This is a genomic window from Borrelia parkeri (genome assembly GCF_023035815.1).
GTDB lineage: Bacteria > Spirochaetota > Spirochaetia > Borreliales > Borreliaceae > Borrelia > Borrelia parkeri.
In genome coordinates this window covers 728450-746007 of sequence record NZ_CP073159.1, presented here as the reverse complement: position 1 = coordinate 746007, position 17558 = coordinate 728450, and the positions used below count along the sequence as shown (strand labels likewise).

Genomic DNA, 17558 nt, shown 5'->3' with positions numbered 1-17558 from the left:
CTAATCCTTTTTTTTCTCAATAAAGGCAACAACATCACCTATAGTCTCAAATTCACTAGCCTCATTTTCTGGGATCTTATCATCAAATGCTTCCTCAAGTAAATATAAAAGTTCATAAATATCAAGACTGTCTGCACCTAGATCCTCAACAAACCTAGATTCCATAGTAATTTCATCTTCTTTTTTATCAAGCTGCTCGGATATGATAGACCTAACCTTTTTAAAAATCTCATTTTGACCCATAAACAAACATTCCTCGTTCAAACTACAATCCTAATTCTAAATATTGACTATTTCTATAATAACCACACTTAACACATACTCTGTGCCTTACTGCAAGATTACCACAATTTGAACACTCTTGAAATTGAGGTATTTTTTTCCTCATATTTATACTGCGCCTCGTCCTACTTCTAGACTTTGAAGGCTTAAATTTTGGAACAGCCATTTCTTTGTCTCCTTAAACATAAACAAACATATCTTAATAATATATATATTATTAAGATAATTTGTCAATAAATTTAGATTTCAACTTTTTTTGCACTAAATCCGGAATAAAACTTGAGAGATCAAAATTCTTATTCTTTATTAATTCTTTAACAAGAGCTGACCTTACAAACAGATATTTATCACTACTTGGTAAAAATACTATGTCTATTGAAGGACTAAGCTTGTTACTAACAACATATCTTTCAAATTCAAATTCAAAATCATGAAAAGCCCTAACACCCCTAACAATAAAACCAATATCATTTTTTAAAGCATAATCCAAAATAATTCCATCATACCTATCTACAAAAATTCTTGACCATCCTAAAGATGCAATAACCTCAAAAGTAAGTTCATATCTTTCAATATCACTAAGCAAATAACTCTTAGCACTGTTATTAGAAACAAGAACAATAACCTTATCAAAAATTAATGATGCTCTTTTAACTAAATCAATATGTCCCCAAGTAATAGGATCAAATGACCCAGGAAATAATGCTACTCTCATAATTAATAAAATTTAAATCCTTTATTCATATCTTGAAGAATTTTTTTTCGCCAACTAGGACAACTCTCTAAATTTTCAAAATCAATTTCCCTGACTATCTTAAAAGCCAAGCTATCTCCTCTAACAGACTTATCAATAACAAAAAATTTACCAACACCCCTATACAATAAACTTTCATTCTTAAAAAGCTCATTCTCAGACTTCAATTTATCAATAGCACAATCAAAATGTATAGGTTTATCTTCACCATTTAACTTCATAGACATACAAGAAATAATATCCCTGATAGGTTTCTCACAAATAGGACATGATTCTTTAAACCTTATACGCAATCTGCGGTCTTTACTAAGTCCTTTTTGTTTATTACCCTTATAATTCTTTTGGTCATTAGAGTTAGTACCCACAGATTTATTATCATTAGTATTTAAAGCCTCAGCATTTTGTTTTTTAAGCTCAGATTTTACTTTTCTCATTTTCCAATAAGGAACTTTGTTTACCTTTTTAAAATCATTGCCACAAGCTTTATTTTGATTAGACTTCAATGCTATCTCCCTTAATCTATACAAGACAAATAAGTAATCTCTTAAAATTGAACACAATATCAAAAAAACATTATAAATGACCTCAAATCACTAAATGTGATATATTCTAATACTGTAACATTTAAAGATTTTATCTCTATAAAATAAAAATTATTAAGCTTCTCAAGCAAATATTTTAAAGCAAAACCCTCGCCACGATTTCCAATTTGTCTAACATTCATAATTTATCACTCTTTAATTTATAAACAACAGATAAAATATGTGCAACTACTTTAAAATACTTAGAATCAATAAAATCACCCTCATTAACCAAAAACAAGCTCTCAGCTAAATATTTATCCTCCACAATAGGAATACTCTCTCGCTTAGCAAGTTCTTTTATACGTAAGACCTTCTCTCCCCTGGCCTTAGCTAAAATAAAAGGCGCTGGAAATTTAGTATCATATTTAATCAATAAAGCTAATTTTTCTCCATGCATATCTTATCTCATATCTCATAATCAATACTCTTAGCTACTATTACTTCACAATCAAAATCTTCAAATTCTTGAATTGAATTTAATATTTTTATATCAGTTATATTATAACAAAAAAGAGAACTTCTCAGCTCTCTAACAATATTATTTAAATCAAAATCTGCATATATTCTTAATTTAGAATCAACTCCGAAATGATTAATCTCACAAATAATTTTTTCTTGTTCATTAAAAAAATAAACGAAACTCCACTTATAAACCACTTCTAAATCTTTATAAGAAAATAAAAATAACAAACCACTTCCTTCCATAAATTTAAAGGGAATTGAAATAATAAAATTATTATTGTTTTCAATAAAAATTGGTAGTTTATTATCCTGTTCTCTTATTCCTAATTTACTACCAAAATAATTATAAATTTGCATAAAATCCTGTTCTGTTATAATTTGATCATACAAAGTTAAAAGAAACTTTAAAACAAACTCATCTTTTATATTAGCAAAAATATTCCTAAACAATTTCTTAGTGTTTTGATCTAAAAAATCACCTCTTCGTTTAAATACAACCTTATCATCAGTTTCAGATAAATCTAAATCTCTAAACATAGATGCATAATTAACATGAATCAAAAAATTACCTGAAGTACTAACCATCTTAGCAAAATACTTAAAACCAACTCTTAATGGTAAATTACTCTTTACTTCAAAATAATTGCCTAAAAAAGATACAAGCCACTTATTAACACCAAGGGACTTAATAACTTGCAATCTTCCATTTAAAGGAAACTTTTTATTTAAAGTAATTTTAGATACTTGAGTATTATTTAAGCTTCTTAATATCAAGACGCGCTTTTACCTTCATAGCGGCTTTACCAATTCTATCTCTCATATAGTAAAGTTTTGCCCGCCTTACCTTCCCTCTCTTTAACACTTGAACCTTTTCTATAATAGGTGAATGCATAGGAAAAATTTTCTCAACTCCAATGCCTGAAGAAATTTTTCTAACTAAAAAAGTTTGTCCAATACCTTTATTTTGAATAGATATAACAAGACCCTCAAAATTTTGAATTCTCTCATTAGTGCCTTCAATTATTTTATAACTAACACGTATAGTATCTCCTACCCTAAAATCAAAACTTTCTGTTCTCTTTCCTTTAGCTTCAATTTTTCTTATTAAATCCATCATTTTCTCCTCTCATTTCCAAATATTTAAGGTACAAATCATATCTATTTTTCTTTGTTTTTTCAATAGACTTCATAAATCGCCATTTTCTTATTTCCTCGTGATGACCTGAAAGAAGCACATTAGGAACTTCTAATCCCTTAAATTCATAAGGCTTAGTATAGTGAGGATACTCAAGCAAGCCACACTCACAACTGAAAGATTCCTCAAGCAAGGAATTCGGATTTATTACACCCTCTAACAATCTATATACACTATCTATTATGACAAGAGCAGCAACCTCACCTGAGGATAATACATAATCTCCAACTGAAATTTCAAAATCAACATACAAATCAATTATACGTTGATCAAGCCCTTCATATCTTCCACAAATTATAACAAGTTCATTCTTCTTTGACAAGTCATAAGCCAATTTTTGATTATATTTCAACCCAGATGGACTTACAAATATTGTGGTTTTTGATCTTGCATTTACATAATCAAGAGCAGCAGAGATAGGCTGGGCTTTTAAAACCATACCCGCACCCCCACCATAAGGAATATCATCGCATCTTTTATGTTTATCATCAGAAAAATCACGAATAGATATGACTTCACAACTGATGATGCCTTTATTTATAACTTTTTTCATTATTGAATTTTCAAAAAATGGAGTAATGATTGAAGGAAATAAAGAGAGAATAGTAATTTTCATTTTAAGAGATCTAACACCTTAAGCTCAATAGTTTTAAATTCCCTATCAATATCTCCAAGATAAATATTTAAAAAGGGAACAAAAAATAATTTACTTCCAACTTTAACTTCAAGAAGAATTGACGCAACACACTCAAAAAAAGATACAACAACTCCCAATTCTTTTCCATTATTAACAAGTTTATAACCAATAAGCTCGCCAAAGTAATACTCACCCTCTTCCAATTTAGATGCAAATTCATCATTTACCCATAACTCGAAGCCGATTAAATCCTTGATAGGCTCAGGAGTATTGAATTCTTCAAATTTCAATAACAATGAATGATTCATTAAAGATACGTCTTCAACTTTAACTTCAATTGAAGAGCAACATTCCTTTTTTAAAACTAATTTATTACCCTTTAAATCAAAAAAATCATCAAAACCATTGGATATGCTCTTAACTTTAGCATATCCATTAATTCCATAAGATGACAATATTATGCCTTTTACAAACATAAATTAGTCCAAAATTTCTAGTTGAACTCTCCTATTTGTTTTTGCAGCACAAGCACTAAGAAGTGTCCTAATAGCCCTTGCAATGCGTCCTCTTCTTCCAATTATTTTGCCAACATCATTTGCAGAAACTCTTAATTCCAAAATAGTTGATTTCTCACCTTCAACTACATTTAACTTAACCTCATCTCTTTTATCTACAAGAGATTTGACTACAAATTCTATAAGCTCAATTTCATTACCGTACTCTTTCATTAAGTCCTCCTAACTCTCAACTTTAAAATTATTTTTATTCAAAATTTTTTTAACAGTATCACTTGGAATAGCTCCTTTGCCTATCCAATCTCTAAATTTATTCTCATTGATTTTGACTTGATTTTGCTTTTCAACAGGATGATAATACCCAAGCTCTTCAATGGCTCGTCCATCTCTAGGCGAAGCAGAATCCATGACTACAATTCTATAATAAGGCCTCTTTTTTGCCCCCATCCTCTTTAATCTTATCCTAACACTCAATTTACCATTCCTCCTTTATCTCCAAAAAGAGATGCTATCTTATTTTGAAAACTCTTATTTTTCATTTTCTTCATCATCAAAACGGCCTGACTAAATTTTTTCATAAGCTTGTTTACCTCAAAAACCGTTGTGCCACTTCCCAAAGCTATTCTTTTCTTTCTTGAAGAACTATTTAAAATTACAGGATTTAACCTCTCTTTTTTAGTCATAGACAGAATAATTGCTTCTTCCCTTTTAAGTTCTCTTTCATCAACACCACGATTTAACATTTCTAATGAAACACCCGGAAGCATTCCCATCAAACTAGAAATTCCACCCATATTACGCATATATTTAAACTGATTTAAATAATCCTCAAAATTAAAGTTGGCTTTCCTAAATTTTTCCTCAAGTCTTAAGGCCTCTTCTTTATCTATAACACTTTGAGCCTTTTCAACAAGACTAACAACATCTCCCATACCAAGAATTCGTGAAGCAACTCTATCTGGATAAAAAACATCAAGATCCTCAGGTTTTTCTCCAACTCCAACAAATTTAATAGGCGCTCCACAAATAGTCTTAAGTGATAATATGGCACCACCTCTAGCATCAGAATCAAATTTTGTAAAAATTACACCCGTAATCCCAACACTATCATTAAATTCCTTAGCAATATTTACAGCACTCTGACCCGTCATTGCATCTGCAACTAATATTGTCTCCGTAGGGACCACAATATCCCTTATCTCTATTATCTCTCTTAATAATAAATCTTCAACCTCAAGACGCCCTCTAGTATCTATTATTACAGTATCAAAAAGCTCTGTTTTAGCATATTCAATGGATTTTTTTACAACTTTAATAGGATCACTCTCACCCTCAAGAGAAAACACAGAAACACCAACTTGCACACCCAAAATCTTTAACTGATTAACCGCTGCCGCTCTAAAAGTATCTGCAGCTACAAGAAGAACTTTCCGATTCTCTGATTTAAGTCGCATCGCAAGTTTTGTACATGTTGTAGTTTTCCCAGAACCCTGAAGGCCAAGCATAAGAATGCATGATAATTTATTAACGGGATTTAAAACGAGCTCAGAATGCTTATCGCCCAGAAAATTTATAAGCTTATCATTAACAATCTTAATAAACTGAGACTTAGGATCAATATTTCTTAAAACTTTAATCCCCTTTGCCTCTTCGACTACAGAATTTATAAAACGTCTTACAACTCTTAAATTAACATCGGCTTCAATTAAGGCATTCTTAATAGTGTCAATGGCTGCTTCAATATTTTTCTCATTTATCACAGATTTTCCAGAGATATACTTTACAAAATCTCTAAAACCCGCACCTAAATTCTCAAACACTAAAAATCACCTTCATTTGCAAAAAATCCTACAAAATATACAATACAAAAAAAGGAAATATTAATCAATATCTCCTCCAGTCAAATAGAATTTATTGAATATAACACTAGAAGCAGGTCCAACAACAGATACTTCAGTATCTAGAGAACTAAGCTTTAATATTATGCTCTCTTTATTCAACCTTTTTATTTCTTTTTTTAATAAATCAAAAAAACTCTTAAGTTTAAAACTTTGTCCATAAAGCACTAAATAATTAAAATCAAGAACCCTTTGAATATTAATAATAACTATTGCCAAGTATTTTACCGTATCTTCCATTATTCTATGTATAAACTCATATTTATCATGAAGAGCAAAAATGTCATATATCGTAACTTTTTTAAGCCTACTCTCATACTTGTCATAAAGCTCAGGAATCTCTCCATTCATAAACTCTTTTGAAATCAAACGCTGAAGTGCAAAATTAGATATCAACATATTAACACACCCCTTATTTCCACATGTAGGACAATTTTTCTCTCCTCCATAATCAATTACCATATGACTAACCATACCCGATTTATTATTAAATCCAGCATAAACATTACCACCAGACCAAATAGAAAGCTCAGCGGTATCTGTATAATCGAAAAACATGATGTTATCTACATTCTTACCCATAAATTCAGCAAGAGAAAGATTTTTAACATAACTCTCAAGATACACTGTAAGTGAAAAATACTCTTCTAATATAGCCTTAACAGGCACATCTTTCTCAATCCATGCACCATGACTATCATTAACAATGCCAGATTCCTTATCCTTAATTATACCAGTAATACTAAATCCCAACCCAATAAATTTATCCCTTGAAAAATTATGTTTCCAGATAATCTCAATCATATGATCTTTGATTTTTTCCAAGATCTCATAAGCGCTAACTGGTGGTTCAAAAGAATAAGTCTCACTTATTAAAACCTCACATTTAAGGTTTGCAATTCCTATTTGAAAATAATTACTTGAAATAATTACTCCCATCGAATATGCAAAATCTTTATTAATATCAAGAAGTATTTCTTTTCGTCCATGCTTTTTAATACCTGATTCCTTTGAACCAACTTCAACTAAAATATTCTCCTTGATCATATGATTAGTAAGAATCGTCACAGCTGCATTTGTCAATGATAATTTACGTGCCAAATCTGTCCTTGAGTATTGCATATTCTTTAAACTAAGGAGTATCTTTTTTCTATTACCACCTCTAATTGAAACCATGTTCTCACCCTGCATAACACAACCTCCTTTATTTTTAAAATAAAAAAATATTAATAATAAGACATAATATCAAAAAATCACCCTAATATTCTAGTAGCACTTACAAGACAAAAAAAATCTTTTTTAATAACAAAAAATATCTTATATTTATTAATAATTGAAATAATCCAACAAAATATTAAAATACAAATTTTAAAGCTCATAACCAAAAGATATAACTGTTAAAACTTTAAAAGAATAGAGAAAATAAAATATCAAACAAACATGTACCTTATAATTTAAAGACATAAACTTATGCATAAATTGATTTATAAATATTTAAAAAAAATGATCACTCACTTTTTTCTTTAAAGTATGAAAATTCCATGGTAAAGACTCCTCTACCTTTAGTAGCGCTTCTTAAAATAGATGTATACCCAAAAAGTTTTTCAAAAGCCGCTTCGGCTTTGATTATCTCATAGTTCTCAATATTACTAATAGAATGAATCATTCCACCAATAAAATTCAATGTAGAAATAACCTCTCCAGTATACTCAATAGGGGTTCTAATTTCTAATATCATTATTGGCTCAAGCTTAATAGGATTTGCCCTTTTAAAAAATTCATTAAAAGCAAGACCCGCTATTGATTCAATGACAGATTCATTAACCTTGGACTTATCATAATCCAATGAAGTAATCTTAATTCCCACATCAATAATCGGATATCCAATAATGCCACTTGAAAAGGAAGAAGTTATACCCCTTAATATCGCAGCCTTAAACAAAGACTCAACATTGCACTCAAATTCTATTTTATTTCCTTCACCTCTCACCAGAGGACTAACAATCATCCCAATTTTTAAATTCAGTTCCTTACCTGCAAATATATTAACAAACTCAAATACATCATTAACTGTCGAACTTAAACTCTCTCTATAGCTTACTTGGGGTTTACCTGTATAAACATTAAGTTTAAAATCATCTCTAATTCTCATAATAATAATCTCAAGATGTAGTTCACCCATTCCAGACACCAATAATTGTCCCGTTTCTTTGCTTTCTTTATAACTAAAAGTAGGGTCTTCTTTAGCAATAATTTCAAGAATTTCTTTAAGCCTAACATCATCAGATGCTTTCTCTGGCTCAATAGATATTAAAACAACTGGTTCTGGAAATACTAAAGGCTCAAGCACAACCTCATTATTTTCCTCAACAAGAGTATCTCCCGTTATAGAATATTTAAGCCCAATAACTGCTCCAATATCTCCTGCTTTGACTTCATCAATTTGCTCATTTTTATTTGAAAAAACCCTAAAAATCCTTGTAAATTTTTCACGTTTATTTTTAGCAATATTAACAATCCTTTTAGACGAATTAAGTGCTCCTGAATATACCCTAATAAAATAAAGATGTGCTGCAATTGTACTAAAATATTGAACCTTAAACACAAGTGCAGATAACTTTTTTTCATTTTTAGGATCAATGGATACACTCCTATCCGTTTTTAAAGAATAAGCACTGATTTGTTTTTCAAAAGGGCTTGGAAGATAATCCACAACTGCATCTATTAAAGGCTCTATACCAATATTTTTAAGACTAGTTCCCATCAAAACAGGAATAATAAAACCACTAATAGTGCATCTTCTAATCTCTTCAATTATGAGAGAATTATCAATAACAGAATTTTCAAGAAAAAGTTTAGTAATTTTGTCACTAAAATTACTAATAGAATCTATTAAATTTTCCCTAAAAATTTTAACATTTTCAATAAATTCTTCACGAACTACACTCTCAAGCACAATAGGTTTGCCATCCCTAAGTTCAAAATGCAATTCTTTATTGCGAATAATATCTATGACTCCTTCAAAGTTATTCTCACTCCCAATTGGAATTTGTAAAACTATCGGAACTATACCAAATTTATTTTTTATGTCCTCAACTACTTTAAAAAAATTCGCTCCTACACGATCCATCTTGTTAACGTAAGCAAGTCTTGGAATACTATACTTTGATGCCTGTTTCCAAACCGTTTCGGTTTGTGCCTGAATTCCATCAACAGCACTAAAAACAACAATCCCTCCATCAAGCACACGAAGCGATCTTTCAACCTCAGCTGTAAAATCCACATGCCCAGGAGTATCAATAATATTTATCTGATGATTCTTCCAATAGCAAGTAATAGCAGCAGAGCTAATTGTAATACCCCTATCTTGTTCTTGTGACATCCAATCAGTAATAGTATTGCCAGAATCAACATCGCCTATCTTATGAGTTCTACCAGTATAATATATAATTCTTTCTGTAGTAGTAGTTTTGCCAGCATCAATATGTGCCATAATCCCAATATTTCTAATTTCCATAAAGCCCTCAAACACCATAAAAGCTATAGATCTTGCTATAGCTTTCTTCAATTAAATCATAATTATATTTAATTAAGACATATAAAATAAATATTAAAAGTATTTTTACATCATATCACAAGATCAATGTTTTTCACTACAGCACCCTCTCTTATGACATGGACACTCATAATCACTTAACAAAGATCTGTACATCCATAAATACTTTTCAAAAGAAACAATAATATCATCTAAAATATTAGCCGTCCCATAATCAGATGTGCTATCAACAAAACACCTTGTCTTAGACATATTTTTAAGAATGTCATTAAGATTACAAATAATACTGTTAATTGAAGGTTCAAGACTTGAAGTGATATCTAAACTAATTTCATTAATAAATGATTTTTTAATGAATTCAGAACATCTAAACTCAGAATCATACCCAAGTGCTCTAGCTCGCTCAGCTAGAATATCGATAACCTCTGCAACATAATCATAAAGTTTTTCGGTTTTTTTATGAATTACAAAAAAATTAATATCTTTTATGTTCCAATGAATACCTCTCAAATTAGCATAAAAAACATGGAGTCCTGCCAACAATTCTTGAAGTTTTAAATTTATTTTATCTAAGTCTTCTGTCTTCAAATAATTTAAATGATTTGCCATATCATCCTCCTACTTAAAATAATTAAATATATGTTATAATGATATTATTTTAGTATAAGTAGGCTTATTATGCAAAAGAAATTTATTTCTATTATTTTAATTTTTACAAGTCAATTGACACTCTTAGGTATAAATGAAGACTTAGAATTTCTTTATTCATCAATTCACCAATTAAGAAATGATCTACACTTAGAAAAGTTAGAAATAGATAAAACTCTTGAAATAGTGGCAAAAGAATATGCAATAAATCTTAATGAAAATAAAGTATTAACTCATACACTATTTGGCACAACTCCCATGCAAAGAGTCAAAAAATATGATAAATACTTTTGTAGGATAAGAGAAATTTTAGCAGCAGGGATGGATGTCCAAGATGTAACTGGTGCCTGGCTTAAAAGCAAAAAACACAAAGAAGCTCTTTTAAATAAAGACACAAGTAAAATGGGAGGATATGTACTACGAACAAAAGATAAAAAAAACATATTTGTAGTTCTTTTCGGAGAAAAATTCTGAACAAATTGACATAAATCAAATTTATTTTATATAATGTCTTTCAGTATCAAAAGGGTTCATAGCTCAGATGGTCAGAGCGCCTGCCTTACAAGCAGGATGTCGGGGGTTCGAATCCCTCTGAACCCAAAATTATTTTATTCAAGCGGACTTAAAGCATGATGTTTACTATAAAGTTACTAAAAAACACTACATAACATGTAATTTATTAGATTCTCAAAACATTTTTTGTATATGTCTTTAATATATTTAACACTTGAATATTCTAAGTGGAAAAAGCAAGTTGATATTATTCTTATCTAAATCTTTACTTAATTCCCCCAAGCACAAGCTAGCATCATTTTTATCTTGGAAAAGCAAAATAAAAGCCCCACCCCTACCAGCACCACTCAATTTGCCAGAAAGAGCCTTAAATTGTCTACCTTTTTCTATTACATAATCAAGCGTACTTGAAGATAACCCCAAAAAATTTAAATAATTATTCGCAATATTCATATTATTCGTCAACAAAAGAATATCGCGTTTATTAAAAGCAACATAAGAATTTTTAACAATACAACCAAGTTTTTCAATAATTTCAAATTGACTATTATCAAGAGAAAACCTGTAATTCAAATCTGATATGATTTTATTTGTTGTACATTCCCTTCTGACTGCTCCAATCAAAAAATAAAAATTACAAAATGCTATTCTTTGATAACTGAAAGACCCATCTTTTCTCTCTAAATAAAAAGTTCCATCTAACTCAACAAGCAAAACATCCATCCCAGAAGATCTTCCATGAAAAATATTTTCAATTTTCCTTGCCAACAAAATTTTATCGTAAGTACGATACTCATCATGACTTACAATATATTCAGCAAAACATAAACTAAGACTGGCAGAGGAACCAAATCCTAATCCAACTGGAATCTGGGAAAATATTAAAAATTCAATGGGTCGAACTTTATTAAACCTCTTACTAATAAAATGTATTACCTCGTCTATTTTTAAAGAAGGAACTCCCAAATATTTCCAAGAATCAGAAAATGTATAAACCAAGTACATATAAAGAGGTATCGTAGCACCAATCACTGGAAAACCATATACAGCACTATGTTCTCCTAAAAATAGTATTTTAGAAGGCTTTTTTATTATAAACATTTACTAAAATTTAACACCATCTAAATCTAGATCTATGGGTTCAATATTAAATTGTTCAAAAACTTCAAAATTTGGCTCATAGACTAAAAAAGTTTCATTTCCAGCACCCAAAGCCTTAATTAAAGTACATTCATTTTTAAGATAAGCAAGATTTAAAGGCAAATTAGCAGAAATGCCTATCTTTTCCCCAATGTCTAATCCTATATTTTTTGCCAATTTCAAACTAGACAATAAATAATCAGAAGAATTGCTAATATTAAGAATAATTTTCTTCATTACAATATTAACATCTTTTACAAAACTCATTAAAGAATCCTTATGTTCATAATATTTAATAATAGAGCTAGTAGTCTTAACTGGACTAGGACCTCGCATTAAATAAAAATTATTAAAACATATATTCTCTAAACGCTCATACGTAGGAAGAATTCCGCCCTTAAACTTAATAACTCCACCAAAAAGACTAGTAGCAATATCATATCCACTACCCATACCTCCTTGAGCATACCTATAAGCTTCTAGACAGTACATAAAAATTTTATCTTTAACAAAATAATTATTATTATTCAAAATCAAAAAAATTCCACATACAAGCCCAACAGCAACAACAGCACTTGAACCAAATCCTTTTTTTACACCACTATTTAAAAAAAAATTACTTGTATCAATATAAACATCAAAGGAAAAATCTTCTAAATTAGCAAAATATTTTTGTTTTAAATACCGAAACATCCTAAAAACAAAATCATCATTATTTTCTATTAAAGTAAAATCATCAATTTTGGTTTTTTTAGCAAAAAAACGCCAAGTATCACTTCGTTTAAAAGAAAAATAAGCTCTTTCTTTTATTGCAACTGCAAGTCCAAAACCATCTTCTTCCAAAATAAAATATTCACCCATTAAAAGTAAATTACCAGGCACTGAAAAACTAATTATATCCATTCTAAACCACTTCCAATTTTTGAAACAACAAAATTAACATCTCTAAAATTGCTAGTAAGTTTAGTCAAAATTAATTCCAAATCTTTCTTTAAACACAACACTTTAACCTGCGGCCCAGCATCCATCGTCTCAAAAACAGAAATACCTTTACTTCTAAGATCGGCAATATACTTGATTAATTCTATAGTATTACTTTTAAAATAAATAATGGAAGATGATAACATTAAAGCAAACATACACTGATAACTCTTTACAATTTTAAGACCAAATCCATTAAAATCTCCTTTTAAAAAAAAATATAAAGCTTCTTTAAAGATATTCCGACTTGACTCAATCCAAGCACCCCAATAAAATTTATCTTGCTTGCAAATCTCCATGGCAACCCTTGAAGAAATCTCTTTTTTTCTGCCATCAACTATAGCAAATATTATGCACAAATCACTAAAACAATTAAAACTATCCAGCTGAAATGCACTCCTTGCACCTTCCTTTAAAAAGGTAAATCCACCATAAATAGCTCTTGATGCTGATGCTGAACCTATTCTTGCAAGCTGTGAAGCTTTTTGATGAGAATATTGATTAAAATATCTTAAAATACAAGCAGCAATAGATGCAAAACCAGAGCTTGAACTTGCAAGTCCTGCGGCTGTTGGAAAATTATTCTCACTAATTACCCTAAACCCAACATTTGGTTTATTTAAGATTTTTCTTGCATGGTTAAAAAAATTTATTTCTCTATCGCTCAATACAACAGCCCTTGAATTTAAAATTATTTCATCCTTACATGACAATTCAAGTTCACTTATTGAATAAAATTTATCAACACTTACAGCAATGCTTGAAGTAGCTGGAATATTTAAAAATTTATCTCTCTTCCCCCAATACTTAATTAATGCCAGACTAGGATTTACCTTACATCTAATCTTCACACTACACTCTCAAATCTTCTAAAATTTTAAGAGCAAAATCAAGGGAATAAATTCCACTATCATTCATTTTAAATAATATTTTTTCTCTCTCATCACTAGAAATATTATAATCTCTTTCAAGAAGATATAAAATCTTATTAACATGCAGCTTCATATGTCCTCTCTGAATTCCATCAAAAGCAAGTGCTCTTAAAGCCGCAAAATTACTTGCAAGGCCAACACAAGAGAGAACACCCATAAACTCTTTTTTGCAATCAATCCCCATAATCTTAAAGCTCAATATAGCCGCTTCATGAGAACCAGCCGAACCTCCTTTAATACCAACCTGTAAAGGCAATTCAATCTCTCCAATCAAATTTTCATTAGAAATATAAAATTTACTAAGAGGTAAATATATACCACTTCTTGAAGCAAATTTATGTATGCATGCTTCAAGAGCCCTTGTATCATTAAGTGTAGCAACACATAAACCTGTTATGCCATTCATAATACCTTTGTTATTAGTAACAGCACGTTCCTCTTCAAAAAATCCTATCTTAGAAATAAGTGAAATATTTTGAGCCAAAACCAAAGATTCTTCATTATCTTTAAGCAAATCATTAACATTTAATTTAAAATTAGCTTTTATAGCAAAATCATTCGAATCATTACTTAAAATTTTTAAAACACACTCATACCCAAACTCTAGAGTAATATGATGAGCCACTCTCTCAGCTACTGAATTTAGCAAATTTGAACCCATAGCATCACAAACATCTACATAGATATTTAATTTCTGAATACCAATTTCCTTAATAAACTTAGTTGAAAGTTTTCTAAATCCACCACCTCTACGCTCCATATTATGCAAAAGAGGCTTAGACCAAAGATCAATCTTTTCAAAAAGACCAAGAAACATATCACTTAAGTCCTTATCTGTCTTTATATAAACTTGAGCAATGCCTAACACCTCACTCACAGAATAACTTAAATTAGCATGCTCAAGAATCTTAGCTGAAAAATTTAATGCAGCAATAACTGAAGGTTCTTCCGTAGCAATAGGTACAGTATAATACTTGCCATTTACCTTTAAATTCTTTACAATACCAATAGGTAAGGATAAATAACCAACATAATTCTCTATCATGTGACAAAGAAAATCTTCATCAATAGAATCATAAAAAAAATCGCAAAGATTCAATTTCAAAAGACTCTTTATCTCTCGTTTTTTCTCTAAAATACTTTTACTTCTAAAATTCTCACTAAGTCTCATAAAAATCTTTAAAGCTCTTAACATTAAACGGCAACGGATGACTTAAAAAATATTTATTTAACCTAAACTGTGCCAAATCCTTACTATTACTTAAAAGCATAGACATCTTTAAAACATATTCATAACCTTTTAAAAGGTTATATAAAGCATTCTCACCCCCCGCATAAAAAACCCTGAGAATGGCTGCTGCAATACCTACCAACTTAGCCCCAAGCGCAATGCCTTTGGCAATATCCATGCCAGTCTCATACCCTCCTGATGCAAAAACTCTATCTTTAAAAAAATCTTTAATACTAAGTAATGTTAAAACCGACGATATGCCCCAGTTAGCAAAACAAGACGCAACGTCTAAATTTTCCTCTTTAATTCCTTCAACCAAAACCCAGTTAGTTCCACCACTACCAGCAAGATCAACATAAGAAACCCCAAGATCTAGTAAGCTGATAACAGAATCGGGAGAAATTCCAAAGCCCGTCTCTTTAACAATAACTGGAATATTTGATACAGAGCAAAACCTCTCAATCGAGTCTTTAATTCCTCTAAAGCTTCTCTCACCCCTTAAATTCATTAATTCTTGACCTGAATTCAAATGTATAATTATAGCATCAACCTCAAGTCTTTTATTCATCTCAATTATTTCAAAAAACCCAAATTCTCTTAACTGAGTAGCACCAATATTTGAAAATAAAGGAATATTATGAGCATAATTCTTTAAGGAAAAATCTTTAATATATTCAGGATATTTAAATATAAGCTTAAAGGATCCCAGGCTCATTGGAATTCTTAAATCATTTGCAATCTTAACAAGAGACTTATTCAGCTTATTACCCTCTTTAACGCCTCCTGTCATTGATGAGATAAAAATAGGCATGGCAATATCATAGCCAAATATACTCTCTCTCGTATCTATCTCACAAAAATCAAGCTCACTAAGTGCATCATGCTTTAAATTAACAAAATTTAAAAGATTATCACTTTTACTAACATCCTCTTTATTTAAACAAATTTCAATTTGTCGTTTTTTATTATTTAATATATTAGGCTCGATACCCATAAACCCGGTATCCATCCTCTCTAATTTCCTTTAAATAAAAACCTTGGGATTCACCTGGAACAATCCTATTTTCAAAAAAATCTCTATACTCATCAAAATTTGCATCATGTCTTACTGAAAGTATTTTATCAATATTCCAGGTCTTAACAACACAATGAGCATTCTCTTCAACTGTAAGCTCATAAATAACCATAATATTACCAGAGCCATAGGAACAAAAAAGTATCCTCTCACCACTAATATCCTTTTTTGCAAATACTCGCTTCAAATAAGACATTAAAGATAAAAATATTGATCCTGTATATAAATTCCCCACTTCTTTAGAAGCCTCAACAGAATCATAAAAGTCTATTGATTCTAAATAAGCATTTCGCTCAGACTCATCTTCACTATAATATTTCTTTAAAACATAATGCATTGAGTCTATAGGCATTTGTGCAAAAGGTACATGTAAAATAAACCTATATTTAGAAAATAAATCCTTAATACTCATATTTTTCTTATATGCAAAATTTGCTAAAGCCTCTTCATTTGCCTTATTATAGCAGTCAATAGAATAACGCCCCTTTACCTTAGCCTCAAGACTTCCAAATGGTCTAAAAAAATCATCAACATCATCAGTATAAACTCCAAACTCAGACAAATTAATAGATAAAACTTTTGGATTTTGCTCAATAAGAACTGCTGTTGCTCCAGCGCCTTGAGTAATCTCTGCTGTAGTAAGATTACTATAATGTGCGATATCACTAGAAAATACTATTCCATATTCAGATTTATCTGAATGACTTAAAATACTTGCAGCACTGTGCAAAGAAAGTGCAGAACCTGCACATGCATGTTGGGCCTGAAAAGTTAAGAAATTATTTGATAAATTAATACCAGCTAACTTCAAAGCTCCATAGACATAAGATGAAATTGACTTTGAATAATCTACACCCGTCTCAGTTCCACCTAAAAATACTCTCATTTTATCTAAATTAAGATTATTATTATCAAAAATCAGCTTAACAGCAGAACTAGCCATTGTAACACTGTCTTCATTAGGACTTGTAAATCTAAACGCTTTCTGAAGGGTTGCATCAATTGCTCTATTAAATTTCTTAAAAAATTTTTCATCAGAATTATATAAAGAATTGCCTAAAAGAACATGTAAGCTTAAACAATTTAAAGGTAAAAAAACTCTAATATCACTAATACCTACTTTCATCAATTTCCCCCGATTAAAAAAATAATTAC

General features: G+C 30.1%; 23 protein-coding genes and 1 tRNA gene. 2 read left to right on the top strand and 22 right to left on the bottom strand.

The window, feature by feature from the left end; genetic code table 11:
* The 16 genes from acpP to bpSLO_RS03485 all read right to left on the bottom strand — a co-directional run bounded on the left by acpP (position 1) and on the right by bpSLO_RS03485 (position 10492).
* Positions 1–243, bottom strand: a complete 243-nt coding sequence (acpP, locus tag bpSLO_RS03560) for an acyl carrier protein (protein WP_025375686.1) — start codon at positions 241–243, stop codon at positions 1–3.
* Between the two features lie 22 nt (positions 244–265).
* Positions 266–448, bottom strand: coding sequence for a 50S ribosomal protein L32 (gene rpmF, locus bpSLO_RS03555; RefSeq protein WP_011772638.1), 183 nt, complete (start codon positions 446–448; stop codon positions 266–268).
* A gap of 51 nt (positions 449–499) precedes the next feature.
* On the bottom strand, positions 500–997 hold the full coding sequence (gene coaD, locus bpSLO_RS03550) for a pantetheine-phosphate adenylyltransferase (protein WP_025407322.1): 498 nt from the start codon (positions 995–997) through the stop codon (positions 500–502).
* A gap of 2 nt (positions 998–999) precedes the next feature.
* Entirely contained in the window at positions 1000–1539 is a 540-nt protein-coding gene (locus tag bpSLO_RS03545; protein WP_025375684.1) for a hypothetical protein, read from the bottom strand.
* A 59-nt stretch (positions 1540–1598) separates the two neighbouring features.
* Positions 1599–1760, bottom strand: coding sequence for a hypothetical protein (locus bpSLO_RS03540; protein ID WP_156768626.1), 162 nt, complete (start codon positions 1758–1760; stop codon positions 1599–1601).
* On the bottom strand, positions 1757–2017 hold the full coding sequence (locus bpSLO_RS03535; RefSeq protein WP_025375683.1) for an EscU/YscU/HrcU family type III secretion system export apparatus switch protein: 261 nt from the start codon (positions 2015–2017) through the stop codon (positions 1757–1759). Before bpSLO_RS03535 ends, bpSLO_RS03540 begins: the two co-directional genes overlap by 4 nt.
* A gap of 8 nt (positions 2018–2025) precedes the next feature.
* Positions 2026–2781 (bottom strand): hypothetical protein, encoded by a 756-nt coding sequence (locus tag bpSLO_RS03530; RefSeq protein ID WP_246989797.1) that lies wholly within the window; start codon positions 2779–2781, stop codon positions 2026–2028.
* 52 nt (positions 2782–2833) lie between these two features.
* Entirely contained in the window at positions 2834–3196 is a 363-nt protein-coding gene (rplS, locus tag bpSLO_RS03525) for a 50S ribosomal protein L19 (protein WP_025375681.1), read from the bottom strand.
* Entirely contained in the window at positions 3174–3893 is a 720-nt protein-coding gene (gene trmD, locus bpSLO_RS03520) for a tRNA (guanosine(37)-N1)-methyltransferase TrmD (protein ID WP_025375680.1), read from the bottom strand. Before trmD ends, rplS begins: the two co-directional genes overlap by 23 nt.
* Entirely contained in the window at positions 3890–4390 is a 501-nt protein-coding gene (gene rimM / locus bpSLO_RS03515; protein WP_025375679.1) for a ribosome maturation factor RimM, read from the bottom strand. The genes trmD and rimM overlap by 4 nt, the downstream gene beginning before the upstream one ends.
* Positions 4391–4393: 3 nt before the next feature.
* Positions 4394–4642 carry a KH domain-containing protein gene (locus bpSLO_RS03510; RefSeq protein ID WP_011772630.1) on the bottom strand — a complete coding sequence of 83 codons (249 nt, stop codon included), beginning with the start codon at positions 4640–4642 and terminating at the stop codon, positions 4394–4396.
* Between the two features lie 9 nt (positions 4643–4651).
* Positions 4652–4903, bottom strand: coding sequence for a 30S ribosomal protein S16 (rpsP, locus tag bpSLO_RS03505; protein ID WP_011772629.1), 252 nt, complete (start codon positions 4901–4903; stop codon positions 4652–4654).
* Positions 4900–6249, bottom strand: coding sequence for a signal recognition particle protein (gene ffh / locus bpSLO_RS03500; protein ID WP_025407324.1), 1350 nt, complete (start codon positions 6247–6249; stop codon positions 4900–4902). Before ffh ends, rpsP begins: the two co-directional genes overlap by 4 nt.
* 60 nt (positions 6250–6309) lie before the next feature.
* Positions 6310–7518 carry a host adaptation transcriptional regulator BadR gene (badR, locus tag bpSLO_RS03495; RefSeq protein WP_011772627.1) on the bottom strand — a complete coding sequence of 403 codons (1209 nt, stop codon included), beginning with the start codon at positions 7516–7518 and terminating at the stop codon, positions 6310–6312.
* 316 nt (positions 7519–7834) lie between these two features.
* On the bottom strand, positions 7835–9844 hold the full coding sequence (gene fusA, locus bpSLO_RS03490; RefSeq protein ID WP_025375677.1) for an elongation factor G: 2010 nt from the start codon (positions 9842–9844) through the stop codon (positions 7835–7837).
* 123 nt (positions 9845–9967) lie between these two features.
* The gene (locus bpSLO_RS03485) at positions 9968–10492 is read right to left on the bottom strand and encodes a Dps family protein (RefSeq protein WP_025375676.1); all 525 of its coding nucleotides are present in this window, start codon (positions 10490–10492) and stop codon (positions 9968–9970) included.
* Between the two features lie 69 nt (positions 10493–10561).
* Here bpSLO_RS03485 and bpSLO_RS03480 point away from each other — a divergent pair, with 69 nt between their 5' ends.
* Together bpSLO_RS03480 and bpSLO_RS03475 are read left to right on the top strand one after the other, a co-directional pair.
* Positions 10562–11005 (top strand): CAP domain-containing protein, encoded by a 444-nt coding sequence (locus bpSLO_RS03480; RefSeq protein WP_025375675.1) that lies wholly within the window; start codon positions 10562–10564, stop codon positions 11003–11005.
* Positions 11006–11057: 52 nt separating this feature from the next.
* Positions 11058–11131: transfer RNA gene (locus bpSLO_RS03475), tRNA-Val, on the top strand.
* Positions 11132–11251: 120 nt separating this feature from the next.
* Here the strand turns inward: bpSLO_RS03475 and mvk are convergent.
* Genes mvk through bpSLO_RS03445 form a run of 6 tightly spaced genes read right to left on the bottom strand, consistent with a single transcriptional unit; the run spans position 11252 to position 17529 of the window.
* A complete protein-coding gene (mvk, locus tag bpSLO_RS03470) occupies positions 11252–12145 on the bottom strand; it encodes a mevalonate kinase (protein ID WP_025375674.1) in 894 nt (297 codons plus the stop codon).
* A gap of 3 nt (positions 12146–12148) precedes the next feature.
* Positions 12149–13087: a phosphomevalonate kinase gene (locus bpSLO_RS03465; protein WP_025407325.1), complete on the bottom strand. Its 939-nt coding sequence runs from the start codon at positions 13085–13087 to the stop codon at positions 12149–12151.
* The gene (gene mvaD / locus bpSLO_RS03460) at positions 13078–14016 is read right to left on the bottom strand and encodes a diphosphomevalonate decarboxylase (protein ID WP_025375672.1); all 939 of its coding nucleotides are present in this window, start codon (positions 14014–14016) and stop codon (positions 13078–13080) included. Before mvaD ends, bpSLO_RS03465 begins: the two co-directional genes overlap by 10 nt.
* Before the next feature lies 1 nt (position 14017).
* Entirely contained in the window at positions 14018–15268 is a 1251-nt protein-coding gene (locus tag bpSLO_RS03455) for a hydroxymethylglutaryl-CoA reductase, degradative (protein ID WP_025375671.1), read from the bottom strand.
* Positions 15258–16322 carry a type 2 isopentenyl-diphosphate Delta-isomerase gene (gene fni / locus bpSLO_RS03450; RefSeq protein ID WP_025407326.1) on the bottom strand — a complete coding sequence of 355 codons (1065 nt, stop codon included), beginning with the start codon at positions 16320–16322 and terminating at the stop codon, positions 15258–15260. The genes bpSLO_RS03455 and fni overlap by 11 nt, the downstream gene beginning before the upstream one ends.
* Positions 16306–17529, bottom strand: coding sequence for a hydroxymethylglutaryl-CoA synthase (locus bpSLO_RS03445; RefSeq protein ID WP_025407327.1), 1224 nt, complete (start codon positions 17527–17529; stop codon positions 16306–16308). Before bpSLO_RS03445 ends, fni begins: the two co-directional genes overlap by 17 nt.
* Positions 17530–17558 lie beyond the last annotated feature (29 nt).

Coding starts and splice junctions, on each gene's coding strand:
- acpP (WP_025375686.1), bottom strand. CDS start 243: ATGGGTCAAAATGAGATTTTTAAAAAGGTTAGGTCTATCATATCCGAG.
- rpmF (WP_011772638.1), bottom strand. CDS start 448: ATGGCTGTTCCAAAATTTAAGCCTTCAAAGTCTAGAAGTAGGACGAGG.
- coaD (WP_025407322.1), bottom strand. CDS start 997: ATGAGAGTAGCATTATTTCCTGGGTCATTTGATCCTATTACTTGGGGA.
- bpSLO_RS03540 (WP_156768626.1), bottom strand. CDS start 1,760: ATGAATGTTAGACAAATTGGAAATCGTGGCGAGGGTTTTGCTTTAAAA.
- bpSLO_RS03535 (WP_025375683.1), bottom strand. CDS start 2,017: ATGCATGGAGAAAAATTAGCTTTATTGATTAAATATGATACTAAATTT.
- rplS (WP_025375681.1), bottom strand. CDS start 3,196: ATGGATTTAATAAGAAAAATTGAAGCTAAAGGAAAGAGAACAGAAAGT.
- trmD (WP_025375680.1), bottom strand. CDS start 3,893: ATGAAAATTACTATTCTCTCTTTATTTCCTTCAATCATTACTCCATTT.
- rimM (WP_025375679.1), bottom strand. CDS start 4,390: ATGTTTGTAAAAGGCATAATATTGTCATCTTATGGAATTAATGGATAT.
- bpSLO_RS03510 (WP_011772630.1), bottom strand. CDS start 4,642: ATGAAAGAGTACGGTAATGAAATTGAGCTTATAGAATTTGTAGTCAAA.
- badR (WP_011772627.1), bottom strand. CDS start 7,518: ATGCAGGGTGAGAACATGGTTTCAATTAGAGGTGGTAATAGAAAAAAG.
- fusA (WP_025375677.1), bottom strand. CDS start 9,844: ATGGAAATTAGAAATATTGGGATTATGGCACATATTGATGCTGGCAAA.
- bpSLO_RS03485 (WP_025375676.1), bottom strand. CDS start 10,492: ATGGCAAATCATTTAAATTATTTGAAGACAGAAGACTTAGATAAAATA.
- bpSLO_RS03480 (WP_025375675.1), top strand. CDS start 10,562: ATGCAAAAGAAATTTATTTCTATTATTTTAATTTTTACAAGTCAATTG.
- mvk (WP_025375674.1), bottom strand. CDS start 12,145: ATGTTTATAATAAAAAAGCCTTCTAAAATACTATTTTTAGGAGAACAT.
- bpSLO_RS03465 (WP_025407325.1), bottom strand. CDS start 13,087: ATGGATATAATTAGTTTTTCAGTGCCTGGTAATTTACTTTTAATGGGT.
- bpSLO_RS03455 (WP_025375671.1), bottom strand. CDS start 15,268: ATGAGACTTAGTGAGAATTTTAGAAGTAAAAGTATTTTAGAGAAAAAA.
- fni (WP_025407326.1), bottom strand. CDS start 16,322: ATGGGTATCGAGCCTAATATATTAAATAATAAAAAACGACAAATTGAA.
- bpSLO_RS03445 (WP_025407327.1), bottom strand. CDS start 17,529: ATGAAAGTAGGTATTAGTGATATTAGAGTTTTTTTACCTTTAAATTGT.